The following is a 17,857-nucleotide window of genomic DNA, read 5'->3' as shown; positions in this document are numbered from 1 at the left end:
CGGCCGGTCAGGGGATCGGCCGTCTCTCCGTTTGCTTCGCCGGAAAACGCCACAGGCCTGTCCGCTTTCCCCTCACCAGTGCCTGCATCGGCCGTTCCAGCGCCTCATAGGCGAGGACACCGATCAGCGTGCCGGCGACCACCGCGATCGTGGTTGCCGCGGCAGGCGGCAGGGCTGCGGAAGACAGGATCTTGACCGCAACCGACACCGCAAACGTATGCCAGATGTAGATCGAGTAGGACGCATCGCCGAGATAGGCGAGGGCAGGGATCTTCGGAACGGAGCGGCTCTTTTCAAGGCTGAGCGCGCCGGTCACCAGCATGATCGCAAGCGGTCCACAGGACCATGCATCGAATTCGAGCTTGAAAATCTGGATTGCCGCGAACCCGGCGATCGACAGGCAGATCAGCGCCAAGCCGATCGGGGCCGGAGGCACTGCGCCGCGCTGCCAGAGTTTCGCAAGCGCTGCACCTGCGACGAATTCCAGAATGACCGGGGCTGTGTAGAAGGCGAGCGACGGATTTTCGGGCGGCATGACGAGGCCGATTGCGACCAGCGTTCCGAACACCAGCGCCAGCAGCGGAAGCCGGGCCGATGGACGCGCAAACAGGGTGAGCGCAAACACGGCGTAGAAGAAGATCTCGTAGTTCAGCGTCCAGCCCTGCACGAGGACCGGCCAGAGTGCGCCGGTGCTGGGCGAGGCGACAGGCAGGAAAAGCAGCGAGCCCAGCACATGCGGCAGGCTCAGCACGAGATTCGGGAACGCACCGGCAAGGGCGCCGGCGATCATCAGAAGCGTCGCCGCCCAGTAGATCGGGACGATGCGCAGCAGCCGGTTTTTGAAGAAGTTGCCGGGACTTGCCGAGCGGGCGTCGCTGATCGCCATCATGATAAAGCCGCTGACGACGAAGAACACGTCGACACCCGCCGCACCGATGGTGAAGTGCAGGCCGCTTTTCTCGCCGGCATGAAACAGCACCACGGCCAGCGCCGCAAAGGCTCTCAGATACTGGATCGAATAGAGAGTAGGCATTGTCTTCACGTCCTTCGACGCCCGTTCGGGCGTGTCAGCCTGCCGGAATGCCCGGTTCGCCATTTTGCCCGCGCTCGGGCCCCGTGGGTGAATTCGGCATGAAACCGTATTGAGGGCGGTCCGCCTTTGCCTTGACCGGCCTCACCGCCAGCGTCAGACGACCGGCCATGAAGTAGAACAGGAAAGACCCGACCTGGTATGGGTTGAGGATGTCGATCTCCACGAAGGACCGAATCACAAGCAGGGTCGACAGGCCGACAAACAGCAGCGATTCCGGCGTGCGCGAGATGGTCAGCAGCCGTTTCAGATGGCCGGTGAGGCAGGCGATCAGGATGAAGACAAGCAGGCCCGTGCCGATGATTCCAGTCTCCACCATGCTTTCGATATAGGTGTTGTGGAAATGGAAACCGCTGCGGCCGGTGATGAAGAATTCCTGCCAGAGGCGTTCGGCCTCGGAGGCGCCTGGAACCCAATATCCCTGGTAGCCCATGCCGATGATGGGAGACTGTGCAGCGGCGGCAATGCCCTGCTGCCACAGATAGGTGCGGCCCGTCAGGGTCGAGTCCTTGCCGAACACGCCGAGGATCGCATCCATCGCGCCAAACTGCAGCGCACCGACGATGCCGGCAAGCCCGAACACGAGCGCAATCGCAAAGAAGCCGCGTCGGTGCTTCGGCGAAAAGAACATGAACCCCTGCAGGCCGATGCAGAGCGCAACGACACCGGCCGTGGTGATGACAGAGGTCGCAGACTGCGAGGCGAGCAAGCAATAGGCCGACAGAAGCGCGCCGCCGCCGGCACCGATCATCCAGATGCCGCGCATGCGAAACAGCATCACCGCCGCATAGGAGAAGATCACGCCGAGCGACGCGAAGAAACCCAGCTGGTTCTTGGAGGAAAATGCGCCGACGAAGCTGAACGTATTGTCCATCGCGTCCATCAGATAGGTGCCAAACAGGATCGAATAGACGAGCACGATCCCGGTTCCGATCAGGCCGCCGCGCAACAGCGTCTTGGTGCTGAGCATCCGCATGGCAATCAATGCGCAGACGATATGCGTCAGATACTGGATGGCCGTGCGCAGCGACACGCCAAAGGCTGGCGACCAGAAAGCGGAGATGAAGCAGAAGATGCCGAACGAGAAGATCCAGAGGAAACGGGAATAGCGGCCCAGCACCCGTCGGTAGTCGGTCACGACCGGCAGGAACCATACGCCGTAATAGGCAAGGATCGAGATCTGCCCGAACCTGCTCGAATAGGCGAAGACGAAAAAGGACAGCGCGACGGCGGCAATCCCGTAGATCTCATTCTTCTCCGGGTCGATCAGGGACGACTTGGCAATCTTCATCCGGTTACCCCTATTGCATCAGCAGTTCGGAGGTCACCTTCACCACGTCGCCCGGCATCAGACGGGCATTCTCGTCGACGGCCACTTCTTTGGGGCCGTCGCCTTCGTCGCGCACGACAGTGTATTTGATCGTCGCGGCTGTCTTGCTCGGGTCGAAGCGCAGCGCCTCGGCAGACTGTGCAACTGCCTCCGAGATCAGTTGGCGGCTGGTGGTCAGCTGCAGGCCGAGCTTTTCAAGTTCCGCTTCGGTATCCTGAAGCTCCTTTGCCCGGTCTGCTTCCCAGTCGTTGCGCAGGTTGATCTCGTCCTGGTTCGCCTGGCTGATATCCTGCTTTGCCTTCAAGGTCGACGTGTCGATGTCGAGCAGGGTCGACTGGATGCTGGCCGTGCGCTCCTCGATGGTCAGAAGGCGGCTGCTGGTTGCCAGACCCTGTTCGGTGAGCCGGGACATCTTGTCCCGGTTTTCCGACACGAGATCGAGCTGGCGCTGTTGCGTCTCTGTCTTTTGCGCGAGCGACTTCACTTCGCTTTCGAGAAGGCTGCGCAGCTCGTTGAGGGCCTGCAGCTGCAGCTCATAGCGGTCGCGGCGCGATTTCATCAGCGATGTCTCGCTGGCAATCAGCTGCGCGGCATTGGGCACGTCTTTCAGTTCCGCCGGGATTGGCAGATCGCGCGATCCGGAAACCTCGGCCACAAGCCGTGCCCGGCGGGCAATCAGGCGGCCGCGCTGGTTGTCGTAGACGGCAACGTCGCCCTGCGCGTTGATGAAATCCTTGGCGAAGCGCTGACCAGCATCTGAACGGCGCAAGCCGCCGGCAAGGCTTACCGCCTTCAGCACGGTCAGGTTCGGGGAATAGGGAAACTCTCCCGGTGTCGTGACGTCGCCTGCGAGATAGACCGGCCGGTACTGGCTGATTTCAACCGAGGCAGAGGGCAGGTTTCGAAGTGCGAACTTGTCGCGCAGCTGCTGGCCGATCAGACCGGCAACTTCGGCGGTCGTCTTTCCGGCTGCGTCGAGATCGCCGATAAACGGAAGCGACAGCGCCCCGGACGGGCCGACCGTGTATTCGCCGCCGACCACGTCCCAGTCGCGCACCGTGCCATCGGCCGGCTGCCATTCGGCCACGCGGATGCGCAGCTTGTCCATGACGCCGAGCTTATAGCCGCCGCTGGCGGGACCGCTTGCGGCAGCCGCTGCAGGGGTCTTGGGTGCCGCAGCCTTGCCAGGTGTTGCGGTTTCGGCCTCAGTGGAGGTCTGTTGTGTGGTCTTCGGGGCTTTGTCCTGCGCCAGGACTGGCGCGACTGAACTCAGCAGCAGGGCGCCGGCTGCAAAAAGGAGCGCCGGCGAACCGCTTTTCGAATGATCGTTCTTCAACATCTACGGGTCCTTCAATCGCATTCAAACGCAAATCCGTGGGAGGTCGGCTTGCGCTTGTTTCGACTGTTGAGTTCGTCTGGTGACTTGTTCTTGGTTTTTCTTGCGGCCGGTGACCGACCAGGATTTCTCAGGCTATCAAAAGAAACTCAGATCAATAGCTGCCGCGGGCAAAGCAGACCGCAGGGATGGTCTTTGCAATGATGGCGATGTCGCGAACCAGCGACCAGTTCTGGACGTATTGCGTGTCGAAAGCGATGCGGGTCTCGTATGACACATCGTTGCGACCGCTGATCTGCCACAGGCCTGTGAGGCCAGGACGGGTGCGAAGGTAGTAGACGGCAAAGGCGTCATAGACTTTCAGTTCCTCGTCCACGACCGGACGCGGTCCCACCACGCTCATTTCGCCACGCACGATGTTGAGCAACTGCGGCAGCTCGTCGAGAGAGAGCTTGCGCAGGACTTTGCCAACCGAAGTCACGCGTGGGTCGTCTTTCAGCTTGCGCGTCAGACGCCATTCTTCCGCGGCATGCGGATTGTCACGCAGATAGTTGCGCAGCAATTCGTCGCCGTCGGTCGCCATGGTCCGGAACTTGAGGCATTTGAAAATGCGTCCGTTATGGCCAATGCGGCTATGGCCATAAAAGGCCGGGCCCTTGTCGGTGAGTTTCACCAGGGCCATGATCATCAGAAATAGCGGGCTGAACAGGATCAGCGCGCAGGCAGCTGCGGTCATATCGAAGCTGCGTTTAGCGAGGCCACCGATCGGGAGGGTACCGAAGGCCTGGTCGGAGTCTACAAACGGCGAACTAGCCGAACGTGTCGCTGACTTCATAGAGGGTAACTCCATTTAGGTTTTGCGATAGTCGGTGATGCCTTTCGGCGGGTCTTTTCGTCGACAATTTGATAATAAGTCTGTGTTCGGAATTTGATGCCAGCCAATTTTTTCCGGGAGCGCTGTCCCGATGCGGGTCGACGCGCGCCGAAATCCGATCATCACTCCGATTTTTTTACAATCGATTGAATAGCCACCCCGGGTCTACTGTTCTTTTCTGGCAACTATACCCGGAGTTAGAATAATACCCGTGCCATTAACGTATTGGGGGGCTTCTGCGCAGGGCCAGTCCAGAGCTAAACCTGTGATTGCTTCTTTGAACAGGGGCGGGAAGTAGCTTGCGTATAAGACCAAAGGCCTACGCATTTCGCACCGCAATACAATGATGCAGCGCAATATGGCTTCGTCGAGTCTCGTCACCTTTGTAACAAAAGTTGAACGCCGGTGACCCCGACTCTGCGACATCCAGCAGCGGAATGTTCCAGACGGCGAGCTTCACGTCCAAATTGTGGCGGAAATGCGATTGGGGGCTGTGGTACCAAGGTAAGAAACCATTCACGCTAATCGCAAGGAACTGCCATGGCGGGGCAGGGAACCGGCAAACCTTACGAAAGTTTCATTAATACTCGGCATAGCAGATGCTGTATTGCTTGCATCCGACTACTGCCGGTCCTATCGTGACGGTGCAGGGAGGAGCCTGCGTCTAGAAGCCAAGAACTATAAGCTGCTCGGGAGGGCGATCATGTATGCGCCGCGCGTATTTATAAGTATCCTTTGCGTCCTGGTCGTTTTCGCGCTCGCGTCCTTTTTCATCAGCGGGTCCGTCTACACAGCATTTATACACACGCTCCTCTGCGCGGTTATTATCCAGGTGGGTTATTTCGTTGGCATCGTTTACCTCGTTCACCGCGAGAAGCTCGCGGGCAGCAGGGGTCGGACAGATACCGCCGTCGCTGCGCGCTCGAGAGAGGTGTCCAACCTTCCGTCCGACGTGACGTCACACCTGCCTGCCCGGGATATCTAGCCGGCGCTCTCAGTCCCATTTCGGTTTTTGTTGCAGTGCTTCCATATGGAGGCCATCTTCCTGCGTTCAGGTCCTCGCACGACGAACGATGGAGACAGTCTCATGGAGAGCGCAACGGCCCACCCCGATGTTCAGACGATTTGCGTCGTCATCGCAGCCAAGAACGCAGCAGACACGATCGCCACTGCCGTCCGGTCCGCCTTGCAGGAAGCGCTTGTCAGCGAAGTCGTCGTGGTCGACGACGGCTCGAGCGACGACACGGCCGGCGCTGCCCGCAGTGTGGATGATGGCAGCGGGCGGCTGCAGATCATCTCGCTGGAGAAGAACCAGGGCCCGTCTGCTGCGAGAAACCGGGCGATCGCCGCTTCCAGTGCGCCGCTGATCGCCATTCTCGATGCGGACGATTTCTTCTTTCCCGGACGGTTCGAGCCAATGCTGGCGCTCGGCGACTGGGACATGCTGGCCGACAACATCGCCTTCATCTCCGATCCTGCCGCCGCAGTGCCGCCCCAAAAGTTCGAATCGAGGGCGCGGACGATCTCGCTCATCGAATTCGTCGAGGGCAATATTTCCGAGCGCGGAAAGCCGCGCGGCGAGACAGGGTTTCTGAAGCCGATTATTCGTCGCTCGTTCCTCGATGCCCATCGTCTTCGGTACGACGAGGGCCTGAGGCTTGGCGAGGATTACGATCTCTATCTGCGGGCTCTGGCCAAGGGTGCGCGCTACAAGGTGATCGAGCATTGCGGCTACGGCGCCGTCGTCAGGGCCGATTCGCTCAGCAGCCGCCACCGCACCCATGATCTGAAAACGCTATACGAAGCGGACGAGGCGATCCTGTCGGATCCGCTTCTGCCGACGCAGGCAAGGGCGGTAATTACCCGTCACCGCGACCACATCCGGGAACGCTACGAGCATCGCGCCTTCCTTGATACCAAGTCTAATTCGGGGATTGTCGCAGCCGCTAGCTACATGTTCGGCCGGCCGCAGTTCCTGCCCTATGTCGCGCAGGCGATCCTGCTGGACAAGATGGAGGCAAGACGTGGCGGACCGGTTCCGGTCGCCACGCCGCATGCTATGCGCTATCTGCTTGCCGGGGTTCCGGCCGCAGCGGACCCTGCCGCCGTTCAGAAGTAGTCGCGGCGGATCTCGTCCAGAACAGCGCGAAAACGCTGCTTCTTGTCTTGGAGCATCCCATCCGGGCTGAGCTGTGGCTCGGTCCGGCTGGCCTGCCAGAGCGCCAGGATCGACGGTGCCGCAAGGACCTGCTTCGCCATGCCGCGAAGGCCTGACTGAGCAGGAGCTGTCGGCGCAGACGTCCGCGTCATCACCGACGCATCCGCGCTTGCGGGTTCGTGATGGGCCGGCTGCTGGCCGCCGCCGCCGTCGAAGCTCATTCCCCAGAACTTGGTTTTCTTGGCCACTGCCTCGGCGCGCGTCGAAACCGGCACGAAGTGCGGATTGTAGGTCGCACCGACGGACTGTGCCCAGTCGTTCCACTTGAAATTGTTGATGGATCTGGATGTGCTCACCGCAATCCACGGCACCCGGAACGCATCGGCCAGGATCGCGCCGTGCATGGATTCGGCAACAATCATCTCGGACTGGGCAATCGCCCGGATGACCGATTTCGCCTCGCCGCGCGGGTCGAGCCAGGTCAGTCCGGCGGGCTCGCAGACCGATTGCCACATGCCGAATTCCGCCGATTCCCAATGGGGAACGAAGGTCTTCTTGTGGATCTTCGGCAGGTTCTGGAATTCCGGCATATCGGGGATGAGGGCCGCGGGGTCAGTGATCCCTCTGTCGAGGGGAAGACCGAGCTTCGCCGCCGTCAATGGTCCGCGCACGCAGCGCACGTCCCATTCGGGATCATTGATATCGGGTGCCTCGCCATAGCCATAGCCGCTGCCGATCACCAGTTTCTTCTGCCCGGGCGGAAGCAGGACGGGGTTGAGAACGGTACCGACGCCGACCAGCATCGTATCGGCGTGGACGTCGCGAAAGCCCGGAAGAAGATAATCCCAGAGCCACAGATTGAGGTCGTCGCCGAAATTGCCGTGGTGGGATGCCCAGTAATAAGGTTGCATGCAAGCCTCCTGATGGGAGTGAAGTCTTTGTAAAGAATGCGAAGTTTACGTCGCCGAGCGCTCGCGCGCACCCATGCCGAGTTTCCCTGCGCCCAGTTCGAAGGCCGCGCGGATGAGTGCCGGATCGCGCATCACCCACTTGGCCAGCAGGCCGAATTCCGGGCTCTGGCGCCGCTTCATCCGCCCGGCCTGGCTCCACAATGCCTGCCGTCTTGCGGTGTTCTTATACCCTGCAATCGACGCGACGTCGCCCGGCCTGTTGCTGAAACGCTGTTCCAGCGTATCGAGCGCCACCCAGGTGTTGAACTGCTGGCGCAGAAATTCCGGTGACTGGTTGTCGATCGAGTGGAAAATGTTGATACCCATGCCGCGCGCAGCGCCCGGCTCGTCGCACAGGATCGTCCGTTTCGATTTCAGGATGCAGTCGCAGAAGAACAGCACGTCTTCGGCAGCCAGTCTCAATTCAGGGTCGAAGCGGACAGCCTCGAAGACCGGGCGGGACATCACCATGCAGGTGAGATGCAGGAAACTCCAGTTGCGCAGCATGACGCTTGCCAGGTCCTGAAGCTCGATGATGAGCGGCTTTTCCGATAGGCGCGTGCCGCCTTCGGTCTTCTCCAGCTGCGCCATGCCGAAGTGGTAATAGAACTCTTCGCTCGCCTGCATCGAGGCCCAGTAGCACTCGGCGCCGAAGCGGCTCATGCTCTCGAATGCGTTGGTGAGATGACCCGGAAGCCACACGTCGTCGCTGTCGAGAAGCGCCACAAAACGCGTTTCGGCGGGCACCGCGTCCAGCCCGGTATTGCGCGCCGCCCCCGGCCCGCCATTCTTTTGTTCGATGATTCGGATGCGCTCGAGCCAGGTCGGATCGGCGTCCCGAAGTTCGATTTTTGCGTTATGGGGTGACTCGTCGTCCACGACGATGATATCAAAATCCACGAAGCTCTGGCTGAAAACAGATTGCAGGGCCCGGGTAAGGATACCCGGTTCCCGTTGATAAAATGGAATAATTACGGTGAATGTCGCCATGTTTCTGCCCCTGCTTTTTTCAAGAATTGCAAACCGCTAGCCGCCTCGACGGCTTGGATTGCGGCTTCACGCTGGCTCTCAATCAGTATCCAACAATAGGAATTCGAAGATGGCCCCAACCCAAGGCGTGAAGACGATCACGACAAATGTCGGTTGGAGTGTGCTGTCAAAGACCGCCACATTCGGGCTGAAATTTGTCACTGTACCGATATTGGCAAGACTGTTGACCCCGGAAGATTTCGGAACGGTGGCTGTCGCACTCACCGTCGTACAGTTTTTGGCGATGATCGGTGGTGCCGGTTTGACGTCGGCACTGATCGTCGATCGGGACAGTGGCATGGATACGGTGCACACCGTTTTCTGGGCCAATCTCGCGATGTCTTTGATCATGTCGGTGATCCTTTTCCTCGGTGCAAACGGCATCGGCAGCTGGATGGGTGCGGCCCAGAGCGCCGATCTCCTGCGTATCATGGCCTTTCTCATTCCGCTGCAGCTGACGGCCGATGTCGCCTATTCGCTGCTCGCCCGCGAGATGAATTTCAGCAAGGACGCGATCCTCAGCACGGTGTCGGAAACCACGGCGGCGCTGGTCGCCTTGGCGCTTGCCTTCATGGGGTTCGGCATCTGGGCGCTGGTCGTGCAGCTGTTTTCCTCGGCGGTGATCCGGCTTGTCGGCCTCTACTCGATCACGCGCTATGTGCCGCGTTTCGTCATCAAGCCGGATCGGATGGGGCCGCTGGTGCGCTATTCTTCGGGGCTGATGGGGTCGGAGATCGCCAATTTCGTGACTTTCCAGGCGCCGATGGTGGTGATCGCGCGGATGTTGACGCTTGCCGATGCGGGCGCCTATTCGGCCGCCAACCGGTTTGCCAGCATTCCGAACCAGGTCGTGCTGTCGGCGGTAATGGGCGTGCTGTTCCCCGCCTTCAGCCTGATGGGCGACGACCGCAAGCGCCGCACCGACGCCCTGATGCTGTCCACTCAGGTAATGACGGTGGTGCTGGCGCCGGCCATGTTCGGGCTGTGGGCGGTGGCGGAACCGGCGATGCTGGTGCTGTTCGGGCCGCAATGGGCCTATGCCTGGCCGGTGCTTGGCCTGCTCGCGCTGTCGAAGGCGATCGTGACGCCCTGCAGCACGTTCATACCCTATCTCAAGGGCACCGGCCAAAGCCGGGTGCTGTTCTGGTCGGCGGTGCTGCGGGCCGTTGCAACGACACTCGCCATCATCCTCGGTGCCACCTATGGCAACCTTGTCGATGCAATGGTGGCGCTCTGCGTCGTCAACGCCATCACGCTGGTCGGTTATTCCTGGGCCGTGTTCCGGGTCGACGGCATTCCGTTCTTTTGGGGTCTGATGACCAGCAGCCGGTCGATGCTCACCTCGCTCGTCATGGGCGTCGGGGTCCGGTTGACCCTTTCCACCTTCGAAGCACAGCTCACCAGTCCCTATCTCCAGCTCCTCGTTGGCGCTGTCGTGGGCGGCGTGCTCTACGGCGCCATGTTCCTCGTGACGGAAAGGGCGCTCGTCAAAAAAATAATCGGCATGGTCAAGCGGCGTCGTGGTGGGTCGGTTGCGGACGCACCTCCTGCATAACGAAGGATGCCCTTGCCTCATCGTTGAGACGCATTTTCGCCTTAATCGCGCCGCAATCGGGCGAGGATGCGAACCGATTTGATTGAGTGTCGTCTGAGGTCGAAGTTATTTTCACGACGAATTGATTTTTTTCTCTGTTGTGCAGTGCAGCATAAGAAATCAGTGATCCCCCCGGAATCCATAGCGTTTCAGCACTCGCGAAAGTAGAACTCGCGAATGGAACGGGTAAGGGGATGCCGCTGCGGGCCGGGCGGATCCCGGCTTTTCGCTGCGCCGCCACATTTTGTGCCAAACTGCACCTGATCCTTGGCACTCGAAAATGCGGGCTCAAAGTCTGCTCTGATTGAAACGGTGGTGACGGGAGGCGCCGCCCAAAAAGGGTAGTTCGTTTGACTGTTGATCAAACCATTTCCTCCCGTATCAGTTTGATGCGCATCCTTCTGATCTCGGGCATCGTGTTCGTCCACGTCCCGTTCGATCCGCAGACCAGCCCGTTCCTCGGCCAGAACGGTTTCTTCGATTGGCTCCGCGTGTTTTTTGGCGACAGCCTGTTTCGTATCGGCGTGCCGTGCCTCAGCGCGATTTCCGGCTATCTGCTGTTTCGCCGTGGCTGGGATGCTTTCGACTACGGCAAGGTGATGCAATCCAAGGCGCGGACCGTGCTTGTGCCGTTCCTGTTGTGGAACCTCGGCCTGTTCGCCGTCGTCCTTCTGGTGCAGCGCGCCGGCATGGGCATCGGGTATTTCCCGGACCTGTGGAATGCATCCTCCCGTGAACTGGCGAACTATGCGTTTGCGAGCGAGAATTTTCCCGTCGACATCCCGCTCTATTTCCTGCGTGACCTTGTCGTCTGCATCGCCCTGTCGCCAATCCTTGCCTTCTTCGTGCGCAAGGCTGCGGTGCCGACGCTGGTCATCCTGTTCGTGGTGGCGATCCTGCCGGATCTCACGCTCTTCATCGTTTTGAAGAAGTCGATCCTGTTCTCCTTTACCTTCGGCATCTTCCTCGCGTTGAACCGGATCGATCTCTCGGCGCTCGACCGTTTCGCCGTTCCCGGAACGGCGCTGGTTGTAGCCGCCGCCGTCCTGTTGTCGATCGCGCTTTATCAGACGGGACCGGACTATTCCTGGTCGCTTGAGCTTCTGCGCAACGCGCTGTCGATTATCGGTGCCGGTGGATTCTGGCTGATGTCGGCACTTGCTATCCGCTCGACGCTCGGCAAACGGCTGGCCGCCACCGGCAGCCTCAGCTTCTGGATCTTCTGCGCCCATTACCCGCTGCTCGTGGTGATGTGGATGGTCTGGAACCGCATTGCGGGCGATCAGCTTTACCCGCTGTTCTATGTCGGCGCGATTTCCTCGGCCCTCGTGATCCTAGTGATTTCGAATGCGCTGGTGTCGCGTCTTATGCCCGGCCTCTACCAGACGCTGACCGGCAGTCGCGGCCGCAAGGCTAAGCTCGCGCAGACCGAAAACTCCAATTCGTCCGTGCATTCCGCGCATGGTCGCGAGCCCGCCCTGACCCAAAGAAGAGGTGAAACATGACGGCACCAGCCAGACAGATTCGACCCGCTTTCCGGGCCGCTGCAACGGCATTTGCCACGTTGGCAGTGCTCGCCAGCGCTCCAGCTTATGCCCAGGCGCCGCCAGCCCCCGAAGCTCCGGCGACCCAAGCGCAGGATCCGGCCGCAAAGCACCGTGCTGATACCAAACCCCATCCGGGTGGCAAGCCGCAGCCGGATGCCAAGGGCACGTCTTTCGTCGAGAATTTCGATCGGCTCGACCGGTCGTTCTGGTTCGTATCGAACGGCTGGAACAACGGCGCCCATCAGAACTGCACCTGGTCACAGCGCCAGGTCACGACGGATGGCGGCAATCTGAAGCTCACCTTCGAGGAGCGCCAGAACAAGGACCGGAAGAACGTCTGCGGCGAGGTTCAGACCCGCGCGCGGTTCGGTTACGGTACCTATGAGGCGCGCTACAAGTCGGCGACCGGTCCTGGCCTCAACTCAGCCTTCTTCACCTATATCGGCCCGACCGACAAAAAGCCCTGGGACGAGATCGACTTCGAGGTGCTCGGCAAGAACGTCGATCAGGTTCAGCTCAACCAGTACATCAATGGCAAGGGCAAGAACGAGAAGATCGTTCCTGTCGCCGGTGGCGCGGACAAGGGCTTCAACGACTACGCCTTTATCTGGGAGCCGGAGCGGTTGCGCTACTTCCTCAACGGCAAGCTTGTGCAGGAAGTCACCGACCCGTCGAAGATCCCGCAGAACGCCCAGAAGATCTTTCTGAGCCTGTGGGGCAGCGATACGCTGAAATCCTGGATGGGCCCGTTCGCCTATTCCGGCCCCACCACGATGGAAATCGACCGCATCGCCTATACGGCGCTCGGCGAAGACTGTGCTTTCCTGCAATCCGTGCTTTGCACGCTCGACTGATCTTCGACACGGAGTTGAACGACTTGACACTGCAGGTTCTCTATCTGGCCCATGATCTTGCCGACCCGGCCATTCGCCGGCGGGTGCTGACGTTGAAAACCGGCGGCGCCAGCGTCACGGTCGCAGGCTTCAGGCGCGCGGGAAACCTGCTGGGTCAGGAGGAAGGCGTGCGCTCCATCGATCTCGGTTCAACGCAGGACGGACAGTTCAGCCAGCGCATCAAGGCCGTGATTGCTGCCCGGATGCAGTTGCAAAAGAGGCTTGTCGGCGTTCCGATGCCGGATGTGATCATCGCCCGCAATCTGGAAATGCTGGTTCTCGCCGAGGGGGCCGCGTCGCTGTTCGGCGGCGACGTTCCTGTCGTCTACGAATGTCTCGATATCCACCGCCTGCTGCTTGACGAGGGTGTGAAGGGGCGGGTGCTGCGTGCCGTGCAGCGGCATTTCGCAAAGTCGGCCCGGCTGCTGATCACCAGCTCGCCGGCCTTTGTCGAAAACTTCTTCAAGCCGAAATCCGGGCTCGATCTTCCGGTCCTTCTGCTCGAGAACAAGGTTCTGCAGCTGGGCGAAGCGTCCGTCGCAAAGCCGCAACCGCGTCTGCCCAAGCAGGGTGAGCCCTGGAAGATCGGCTGGTTCGGTGCGATCCGCTGCCGCAAGTCGCTCGATATCCTGACGGCCTTCGCCGAAAAGATGAACGGCGGGGTCGAGGTCATCATCCGCGGACGGCCGGCCTATAGCGAGTTTGCCGATTTCGATGCGCAGGTGAAGAACGCGCCGTTCCTGCGTTTCGAAGGTCCCTACCGCAATCCGGAGGATCTGGCTTCGATCTACAATGAGGTGCAGTTCACTTGGGCAATTGATTTCTTCGAGGAAGGGCTGAACTCCGAGTGGCTTTTGCCGAACCGCCTCTATGAAGGCGGGCTGCATGGCGCGGTTCCGATCGCGCTGGCGCGCACCGAGACCGGCCGCTTTGTGGCTAAGCGCGATATCGGCATCCTTCTCGACAACGCGACGCCTTCGGATCTGGAAATCCTGTTCTCGGGCATGACCGACGCACTCTACCTCGATCGGTTTACCCGGCTTGCGGCCGTCGATCGCAGCCAGTGGGTTACTGATGCTAACGATTGCCGCGCCCTGGTCGACAGGCTTGCGGGCCTCAATCGCAATATTTCGCTGGCCGTACCGTCGGTACCGGCCATTTCAACCGTGCAGTCGTGAGGTGAGATAGGTCATGCGTGTGCCTTCGAATGCCGATGTTTCCACTGGCGACCTGTCCTTGATCCGGACACTGATCGTCGTCCCGTGCCTGGATGAGGCAAAGACCATCGAGCCGCTTTTGCGCAAGCTCGACCAGCAGCGTAGCTCGGCCAGCGACATGATCGTCGTTGCCGATGGCGGCAGCAAGGATGGCACGCAGGAGATCGTCCTTCGCGTCGCTCAGGAACTGCCGAACGTGGCGCTGATGCACAATGCCAAGCGCATCCAGAGTGCGGCGATCAATCTCGCGGTCCAGCGCTTCGGCGCGGAGTTCGAATATCTGATCCGCATCGACGCGCATGGCGATTATCCCGACGATTATTGCCGGACGCTTCTGCAGGAAGCGGTGTCGCTTGAGGCGGATTCCATCGTGGTCGGCATGGAAACGGTTGGCTTTGGCCTGTTCCAGCGGGCAACGGCTGCGGCGCAAAACTCCAAGCTCGGCAATGGCGGCTCCAAGCACCGGGCCGGCGGCGGCGGCGAGTGGGTCGATCACGGCCACCACGCCCTGATGCGCATCTTCGCGTTTCAGGCTGTCGGCGGCTACGACGAGAGCTTCAGCCATAACGAGGATGCGGAACTGGATTTCCGCCTTCGCCAATCCGGCTTTCGCATCTGGATGACCGGCAAGACTTACATGACCTATTATCCGCGCTCCACCGCCTCGGCGCTGTTCCGGCAGTATCTCGGCTATGGCCGGGGCCGGGCAAAGAACCTTCTGAAGCATCGGTCGATCCCCAAGATCCGCCAGGCCATTCCGCTGGCGGTCGCACCGGTCGTGATCGGCGCCGTGCTTGCCGTCCTCTACTGGTGGGCGGCAATTCCGCTGGTTGTCTGGGCGGTCGCCTGCCTCGGCTACGGCGTCTGGATGGCTGTTGGCCAAAATAACCCGCTCGGTCCGCTTGCTGCGGTGTCGGCGATGATCATGCATTTTGCCTGGTCTGCAGGCTTCTGGCTGGAACTGATCGGCATCAAATCGAGGAGGCGTGCATGATCGTGGCTGGCAGCGGCAAGCTCCGCATCGATATCGGCATCTGCACCTATCGGCGCCCGGAACTGGAGGTCACGTTGCGGTCGCTGTTCGCGCTCGACGTGCCTGAACACACGCAGGTCCGGCTGATCGTCGCCGACAATGACGCGGAGCCGAGTGCGCAAGCCTTGGTGGAGCGGCTGAAAGCCGTCTCACCCTTCGAGATCCAGTATGTTCACTGCCCGAAATCGAACATCTCGATTGCGCGCAATGCCTGCCTTGCTGCCTGCCAGGCCGATTATCTGGCCTTTATCGACGACGACGAGACAGCCGGTCCTGGCTGGCTTGCAGCGCTTGTCGACCGCGCCGAGGCGACGTCGGCCGATGCTGTCCTCGGACCCGTGCGCGCCATCTATCCGGATGATGTTCCGGCCTGGATGCGCAGCGGTGATTTCCACTCGACCAATCCCGTCTGGGTCGATGGCCGTATCGTCACCGGCTATACCTGCAACGTTCTGCTCGACATGCGCTCGCCGAAGCTCGCGGCCCGCAAGTTCGCGCTGTCGCTTGGCCAGAGCGGTGGCGAAGATACGCATTATTTCACCCAGCTGACCGATGCCGGCGGACAAATCGAGTTTGCCCGCGAGGCCATGCTGGAGGAGCCGGTGCCGCACAAGCGCGCCAGCTTCTCCTGGCTTGCCAAGCGCCGCTTCCGCTCCGGCCAGACCCATGGCCGCATCGTTGCGGCAAAGAGTGCGGGTCTGTCGCGGATCAAGAAGGCCGCAATCGCTGCGATGAAATTCGCCTATTGCGCCGTGGTGACGGTCGGAGCGGTTGCCGTTCCCGTCACCCGCACACGCTATGCCCTGCGCGCAGCACTTCACGCCGGTTCGGTCATGGGGACGCTCGGCATGCGCGAGATCCGCCAGTACGGCATGGTGGAGGCCACATGACTTCCGTTGTCACCGCACCCGAAGTCAGCTTCGTCATCGCCGCCTACAATGCTGAGGAGACGCTGGAAAGCGCGATCGATAGCGCGCTCTCCCAGGTCGACGTGTCCCTGGAAGTAATCGTCGTCGACGACTGCTCCAGCGACGGCACGCGCGAGCTTGCGCTTCGCTACCGGGATCGCGACGATCGCGTCAAGCTCATCGTCCAGCCCGCCAATGGCGGACCGGCGGCCGCACGCAATGCCGGTTTCGACGCCGCAACTGGCCGCTGGATCGCCGTGCTCGATGCCGACGACACCATCCATCCGCAGCGCCTGAAGCGGATGATCGCACGCGCCGAGGCGATGGATGCACGGATCGTGGTCGACAATATCGACGTCGTCCCGCTCGAGGGCGGTCAGCCCACGGCGATGTTTTCGCGCGCCGATCTCGAGACGCGCAAGGTGCTGGATCTCGCCGATTTCATCCAGTCCAACATCATCTTCGGCAGCACTTTCAATTTCGGCTATATGAAGCCGATCTTCCGCCGCGATTTCCTCAACGAGCACGGTCTGCGGTTTGACGAAAACCTGCGGATCGGCGAGGATTACATCCTACTTGCCTCTGCGATCGCGAGCGGCGGCATCTGCGCCATCGAGCCCGAGGCCGGTTACGTCTACCATCTGCGCCACGGTTCGATCTCGCGGGTGCTCAAACCCGAACATCTCACAGCGATGCTTGCCGGCGACGAGAAGTTCCTTAAGCGCTTCTCTCTCGAGCCGCGGGCAATGACCGCCCAGCGCCGCCGCACGCAGAGCATTCGCGAAGCGGCCTCCTTCCTCACACTCGTCGACGAGATCAAGAAACGATCATTCGGCGGGATTCTGAAAACGGCAATCGACAACCCGCGGGCGCTCAAGCACCTGCGCATGCCGATTGCCGTCCGTATGCGCCGGTTCGCAAGAGCTGCCGGCGTTTCTTGACAATCCGATCGACGGGGCGGGGGCGTCCCGGAAAGGACAACGACACTATGGAAATGAGACCTGTTCGCAAGGCGGTCATTCCGGTTGCAGGCAATGGAACACGGTTCCTGCCGGCTACCAAGGCGATGCCAAAGGAAATGCTGACGATCGTCGACAGGCCCGTCGTGCAATATGCGGTGGATGAGGCCATGCAGGCCGGTATCGAGCACATCATCTTCGTGACCAGCCGTAACAAGACTGCGATCGAAGACTATTTCGACAGCAATCCCGAACTGATCGCCAGCCTCACCCGCGCCGGCAAGACGGTTCAGGTGACGCAGCTCGAAAAGATGCTGCCGCTCGCCGGCACCGTCAGCTACACCCGCCAGCAGGTTCCGCTCGGTCTCGGCCACGCCGTCTGGTGCGCCCGCGAACTGGTGGGCAACGAGCCCTTCGCGCTGCTTCTGCCAGATATGGTGTCCTATGGCGCCCGCGGCTGCATGGCAGGCCTCGTTGATCTCTACGAGGAAGTCGGCGGCAACGTCTTTGGCGTCGAGCAGTGCGCGCCCGAGGAGACGTCGAGCTACGGCGTCGTCGCGATCGGCGAAAGCAAGCAGCACGGCTTCGAAGTGACCGGCATGGTCGAAAAGCCGGCACCTGCCGATGCACCGTCGAACTATTACCTTAATGGTCGCTATATCCTGCAGCCGCAGATCTTCGAACTGCTGGAAAGCCAGGAACGCGGAGCCGGCAACGAGATCCAGCTGACCGACAGCATGCAGAAACTGCTGCAGAAGCAGCCGTTCCACGCACAGCCCTATACTGGACGGACCTTCGACTGCGGTTCCAAGCGCGGTTTCATCGAAGCCAATGTGGCCTTCGCGATGTTGCGGAGCGATATGGGCGAGGAGATCTATCGCTCCGTCAAGGAGCTTCTCGCCAACCACGAAACGAAGGTCAAGGCGGCTTAAGGGCCGC

16 protein-coding genes are annotated in these 17,857 nt (G+C 60.8%); 10 read left to right on the top strand and 6 right to left on the bottom strand.

What is annotated here, in order from left to right; genetic code table 11:
* Nucleotides 1-7: 7 nt before the first annotated feature.
* The 4 genes from J3A65_RS15770 to J3A65_RS15755 all read right to left on the bottom strand — a co-directional run bounded on the left by J3A65_RS15770 (nt 8) and on the right by J3A65_RS15755 (nt 4,591).
* Nucleotides 8-1,033 carry an acyltransferase gene (locus tag J3A65_RS15770; protein ID WP_209902154.1) on the bottom strand — a complete coding sequence of 342 codons (1,026 nt, stop codon included), beginning with the start codon at nt 1,031-1,033 and terminating at the stop codon, nt 8-10.
* Nucleotides 1,034-1,067: 34 nt separating this feature from the next.
* On the bottom strand, nt 1,068-2,381 hold the full coding sequence (locus J3A65_RS15765; RefSeq protein ID WP_082476449.1) for an O-antigen ligase: 1,314 nt from the start codon (nt 2,379-2,381) through the stop codon (nt 1,068-1,070).
* A 10-nt stretch (nt 2,382-2,391) separates the two neighbouring features.
* On the bottom strand, nt 2,392-3,759 hold the full coding sequence (locus J3A65_RS15760; RefSeq protein WP_092659470.1) for a polysaccharide biosynthesis/export family protein: 1,368 nt from the start codon (nt 3,757-3,759) through the stop codon (nt 2,392-2,394).
* A 151-nt stretch (nt 3,760-3,910) separates the two neighbouring features.
* Entirely contained in the window at nt 3,911-4,591 is a 681-nt protein-coding gene (locus tag J3A65_RS15755; RefSeq protein WP_062461596.1) for a sugar transferase, read from the bottom strand.
* A gap of 742 nt (nt 4,592-5,333) precedes the next feature.
* Here J3A65_RS15755 and J3A65_RS23500 point away from each other — a divergent pair.
* Complete coding sequence (locus J3A65_RS23500; RefSeq protein ID WP_082472025.1) at nt 5,334-5,615, top strand: exopolysaccharide production repressor protein; 282 nt, start codon at nt 5,334-5,336, stop codon at nt 5,613-5,615.
* A gap of 102 nt (nt 5,616-5,717) precedes the next feature.
* A complete protein-coding gene (locus tag J3A65_RS15745; protein ID WP_209902152.1) occupies nt 5,718-6,749 on the top strand; it encodes a glycosyltransferase family 2 protein in 1,032 nt (343 codons plus the stop codon).
* On the opposite strand, the gene J3A65_RS15740 is transcribed toward J3A65_RS15745, so the two are convergent.
* Nucleotides 6,740-7,699 carry a polysaccharide pyruvyl transferase family protein gene (locus tag J3A65_RS15740; RefSeq protein WP_209902150.1) on the bottom strand — a complete coding sequence of 320 codons (960 nt, stop codon included), beginning with the start codon at nt 7,697-7,699 and terminating at the stop codon, nt 6,740-6,742. The genes J3A65_RS15745 and J3A65_RS15740 overlap by 10 nt on opposite strands.
* A 45-nt stretch (nt 7,700-7,744) precedes the next feature.
* Nucleotides 7,745-8,728: a glycosyltransferase family 2 protein gene (locus J3A65_RS15735; protein ID WP_209902148.1), complete on the bottom strand. Its 984-nt coding sequence runs from the start codon at nt 8,726-8,728 to the stop codon at nt 7,745-7,747.
* Nucleotides 8,729-8,837: 109 nt separating this feature from the next.
* Between J3A65_RS15735 and J3A65_RS15730 the strand changes: the two genes are divergently transcribed.
* The 8 genes from J3A65_RS15730 to J3A65_RS15695 all read left to right on the top strand — a co-directional run bounded on the left by J3A65_RS15730 (nt 8,838) and on the right by J3A65_RS15695 (nt 17,850).
* Nucleotides 8,838-10,322 (top strand): lipopolysaccharide biosynthesis protein, encoded by a 1,485-nt coding sequence (locus J3A65_RS15730; RefSeq protein WP_192085841.1) that lies wholly within the window; start codon nt 8,838-8,840, stop codon nt 10,320-10,322.
* 389 nt (nt 10,323-10,711) lie between these two features.
* Nucleotides 10,712-11,866, top strand: a complete 1,155-nt coding sequence (locus J3A65_RS15725; RefSeq protein WP_245341562.1) for an acyltransferase — start codon at nt 10,712-10,714, stop codon at nt 11,864-11,866.
* A complete protein-coding gene (locus J3A65_RS15720; protein ID WP_209902146.1) occupies nt 11,863-12,762 on the top strand; it encodes a family 16 glycosylhydrolase in 900 nt (299 codons plus the stop codon). The genes J3A65_RS15725 and J3A65_RS15720 overlap by 4 nt, the downstream gene beginning before the upstream one ends.
* A 23-nt stretch (nt 12,763-12,785) precedes the next feature.
* On the top strand, nt 12,786-13,979 hold the full coding sequence (locus tag J3A65_RS15715; protein WP_209902144.1) for a glycosyltransferase: 1,194 nt from the start codon (nt 12,786-12,788) through the stop codon (nt 13,977-13,979).
* Between the two features lie 13 nt (nt 13,980-13,992).
* Nucleotides 13,993-15,012 carry a glycosyltransferase family 2 protein gene (locus J3A65_RS15710; RefSeq protein WP_113166847.1) on the top strand — a complete coding sequence of 340 codons (1,020 nt, stop codon included), beginning with the start codon at nt 13,993-13,995 and terminating at the stop codon, nt 15,010-15,012.
* Nucleotides 15,009-15,941: a glycosyltransferase gene (locus J3A65_RS15705; protein WP_209902142.1), complete on the top strand. Its 933-nt coding sequence runs from the start codon at nt 15,009-15,011 to the stop codon at nt 15,939-15,941. The genes J3A65_RS15710 and J3A65_RS15705 overlap by 4 nt, the downstream gene beginning before the upstream one ends.
* Nucleotides 15,938-16,900 carry a glycosyltransferase family 2 protein gene (locus tag J3A65_RS15700; protein WP_209902140.1) on the top strand — a complete coding sequence of 321 codons (963 nt, stop codon included), beginning with the start codon at nt 15,938-15,940 and terminating at the stop codon, nt 16,898-16,900. Before J3A65_RS15705 ends, J3A65_RS15700 begins: the two co-directional genes overlap by 4 nt.
* A gap of 47 nt (nt 16,901-16,947) precedes the next feature.
* Entirely contained in the window at nt 16,948-17,850 is a 903-nt protein-coding gene (locus tag J3A65_RS15695) for a UTP--glucose-1-phosphate uridylyltransferase (protein ID WP_209902138.1), read from the top strand.
* Nucleotides 17,851-17,857: the final 7 nt, after the last annotated feature.

Origin of the sequence: Rhizobium sp. PvP014 (genome assembly GCF_017876855.1) — a bacterium.
Taxonomy (GTDB): Bacteria; Pseudomonadota; Alphaproteobacteria; order Rhizobiales; family Rhizobiaceae; genus Neorhizobium; species Neorhizobium soli.
Note: the sequence above shows the minus strand (reverse complement) of the source record. Positions and strands in the feature narration are given on the sequence as shown.

Bases quoted from the DNA above. Each gene is read 5' to 3' on its own strand.
- J3A65_RS15770 (WP_209902154.1), bottom strand. From the start codon at position 1,033: ATGCCTACTCTCTATTCGATCCAGTATCTGAGAGCCTTTGCGGCGCTG.
- J3A65_RS15765 (WP_082476449.1), bottom strand. From the start codon at position 2,381: ATGAAGATTGCCAAGTCGTCCCTGATCGACCCGGAGAAGAATGAGATC.
- J3A65_RS15760 (WP_092659470.1), bottom strand. From the start codon at position 3,759: ATGTTGAAGAACGATCATTCGAAAAGCGGTTCGCCGGCGCTCCTTTTT.
- J3A65_RS15755 (WP_062461596.1), bottom strand. From the start codon at position 4,591: ATGAAGTCAGCGACACGTTCGGCTAGTTCGCCGTTTGTAGACTCCGAC.
- J3A65_RS23500 (WP_082472025.1), top strand. From the start codon at position 5,334: ATGTATGCGCCGCGCGTATTTATAAGTATCCTTTGCGTCCTGGTCGTT.
- J3A65_RS15745 (WP_209902152.1), top strand. From the start codon at position 5,718: ATGGAGAGCGCAACGGCCCACCCCGATGTTCAGACGATTTGCGTCGTC.
- J3A65_RS15740 (WP_209902150.1), bottom strand. From the start codon at position 7,699: ATGCAACCTTATTACTGGGCATCCCACCACGGCAATTTCGGCGACGAC.
- J3A65_RS15735 (WP_209902148.1), bottom strand. From the start codon at position 8,728: ATGGCGACATTCACCGTAATTATTCCATTTTATCAACGGGAACCGGGT.
- J3A65_RS15730 (WP_192085841.1), top strand. From the start codon at position 8,838: ATGGCCCCAACCCAAGGCGTGAAGACGATCACGACAAATGTCGGTTGG.
- J3A65_RS15720 (WP_209902146.1), top strand. From the start codon at position 11,863: ATGACGGCACCAGCCAGACAGATTCGACCCGCTTTCCGGGCCGCTGCA.
- J3A65_RS15710 (WP_113166847.1), top strand. From the start codon at position 13,993: ATGCGTGTGCCTTCGAATGCCGATGTTTCCACTGGCGACCTGTCCTTG.
- J3A65_RS15705 (WP_209902142.1), top strand. From the start codon at position 15,009: ATGATCGTGGCTGGCAGCGGCAAGCTCCGCATCGATATCGGCATCTGC.
- J3A65_RS15700 (WP_209902140.1), top strand. From the start codon at position 15,938: ATGACTTCCGTTGTCACCGCACCCGAAGTCAGCTTCGTCATCGCCGCC.
- J3A65_RS15695 (WP_209902138.1), top strand. From the start codon at position 16,948: ATGGAAATGAGACCTGTTCGCAAGGCGGTCATTCCGGTTGCAGGCAAT.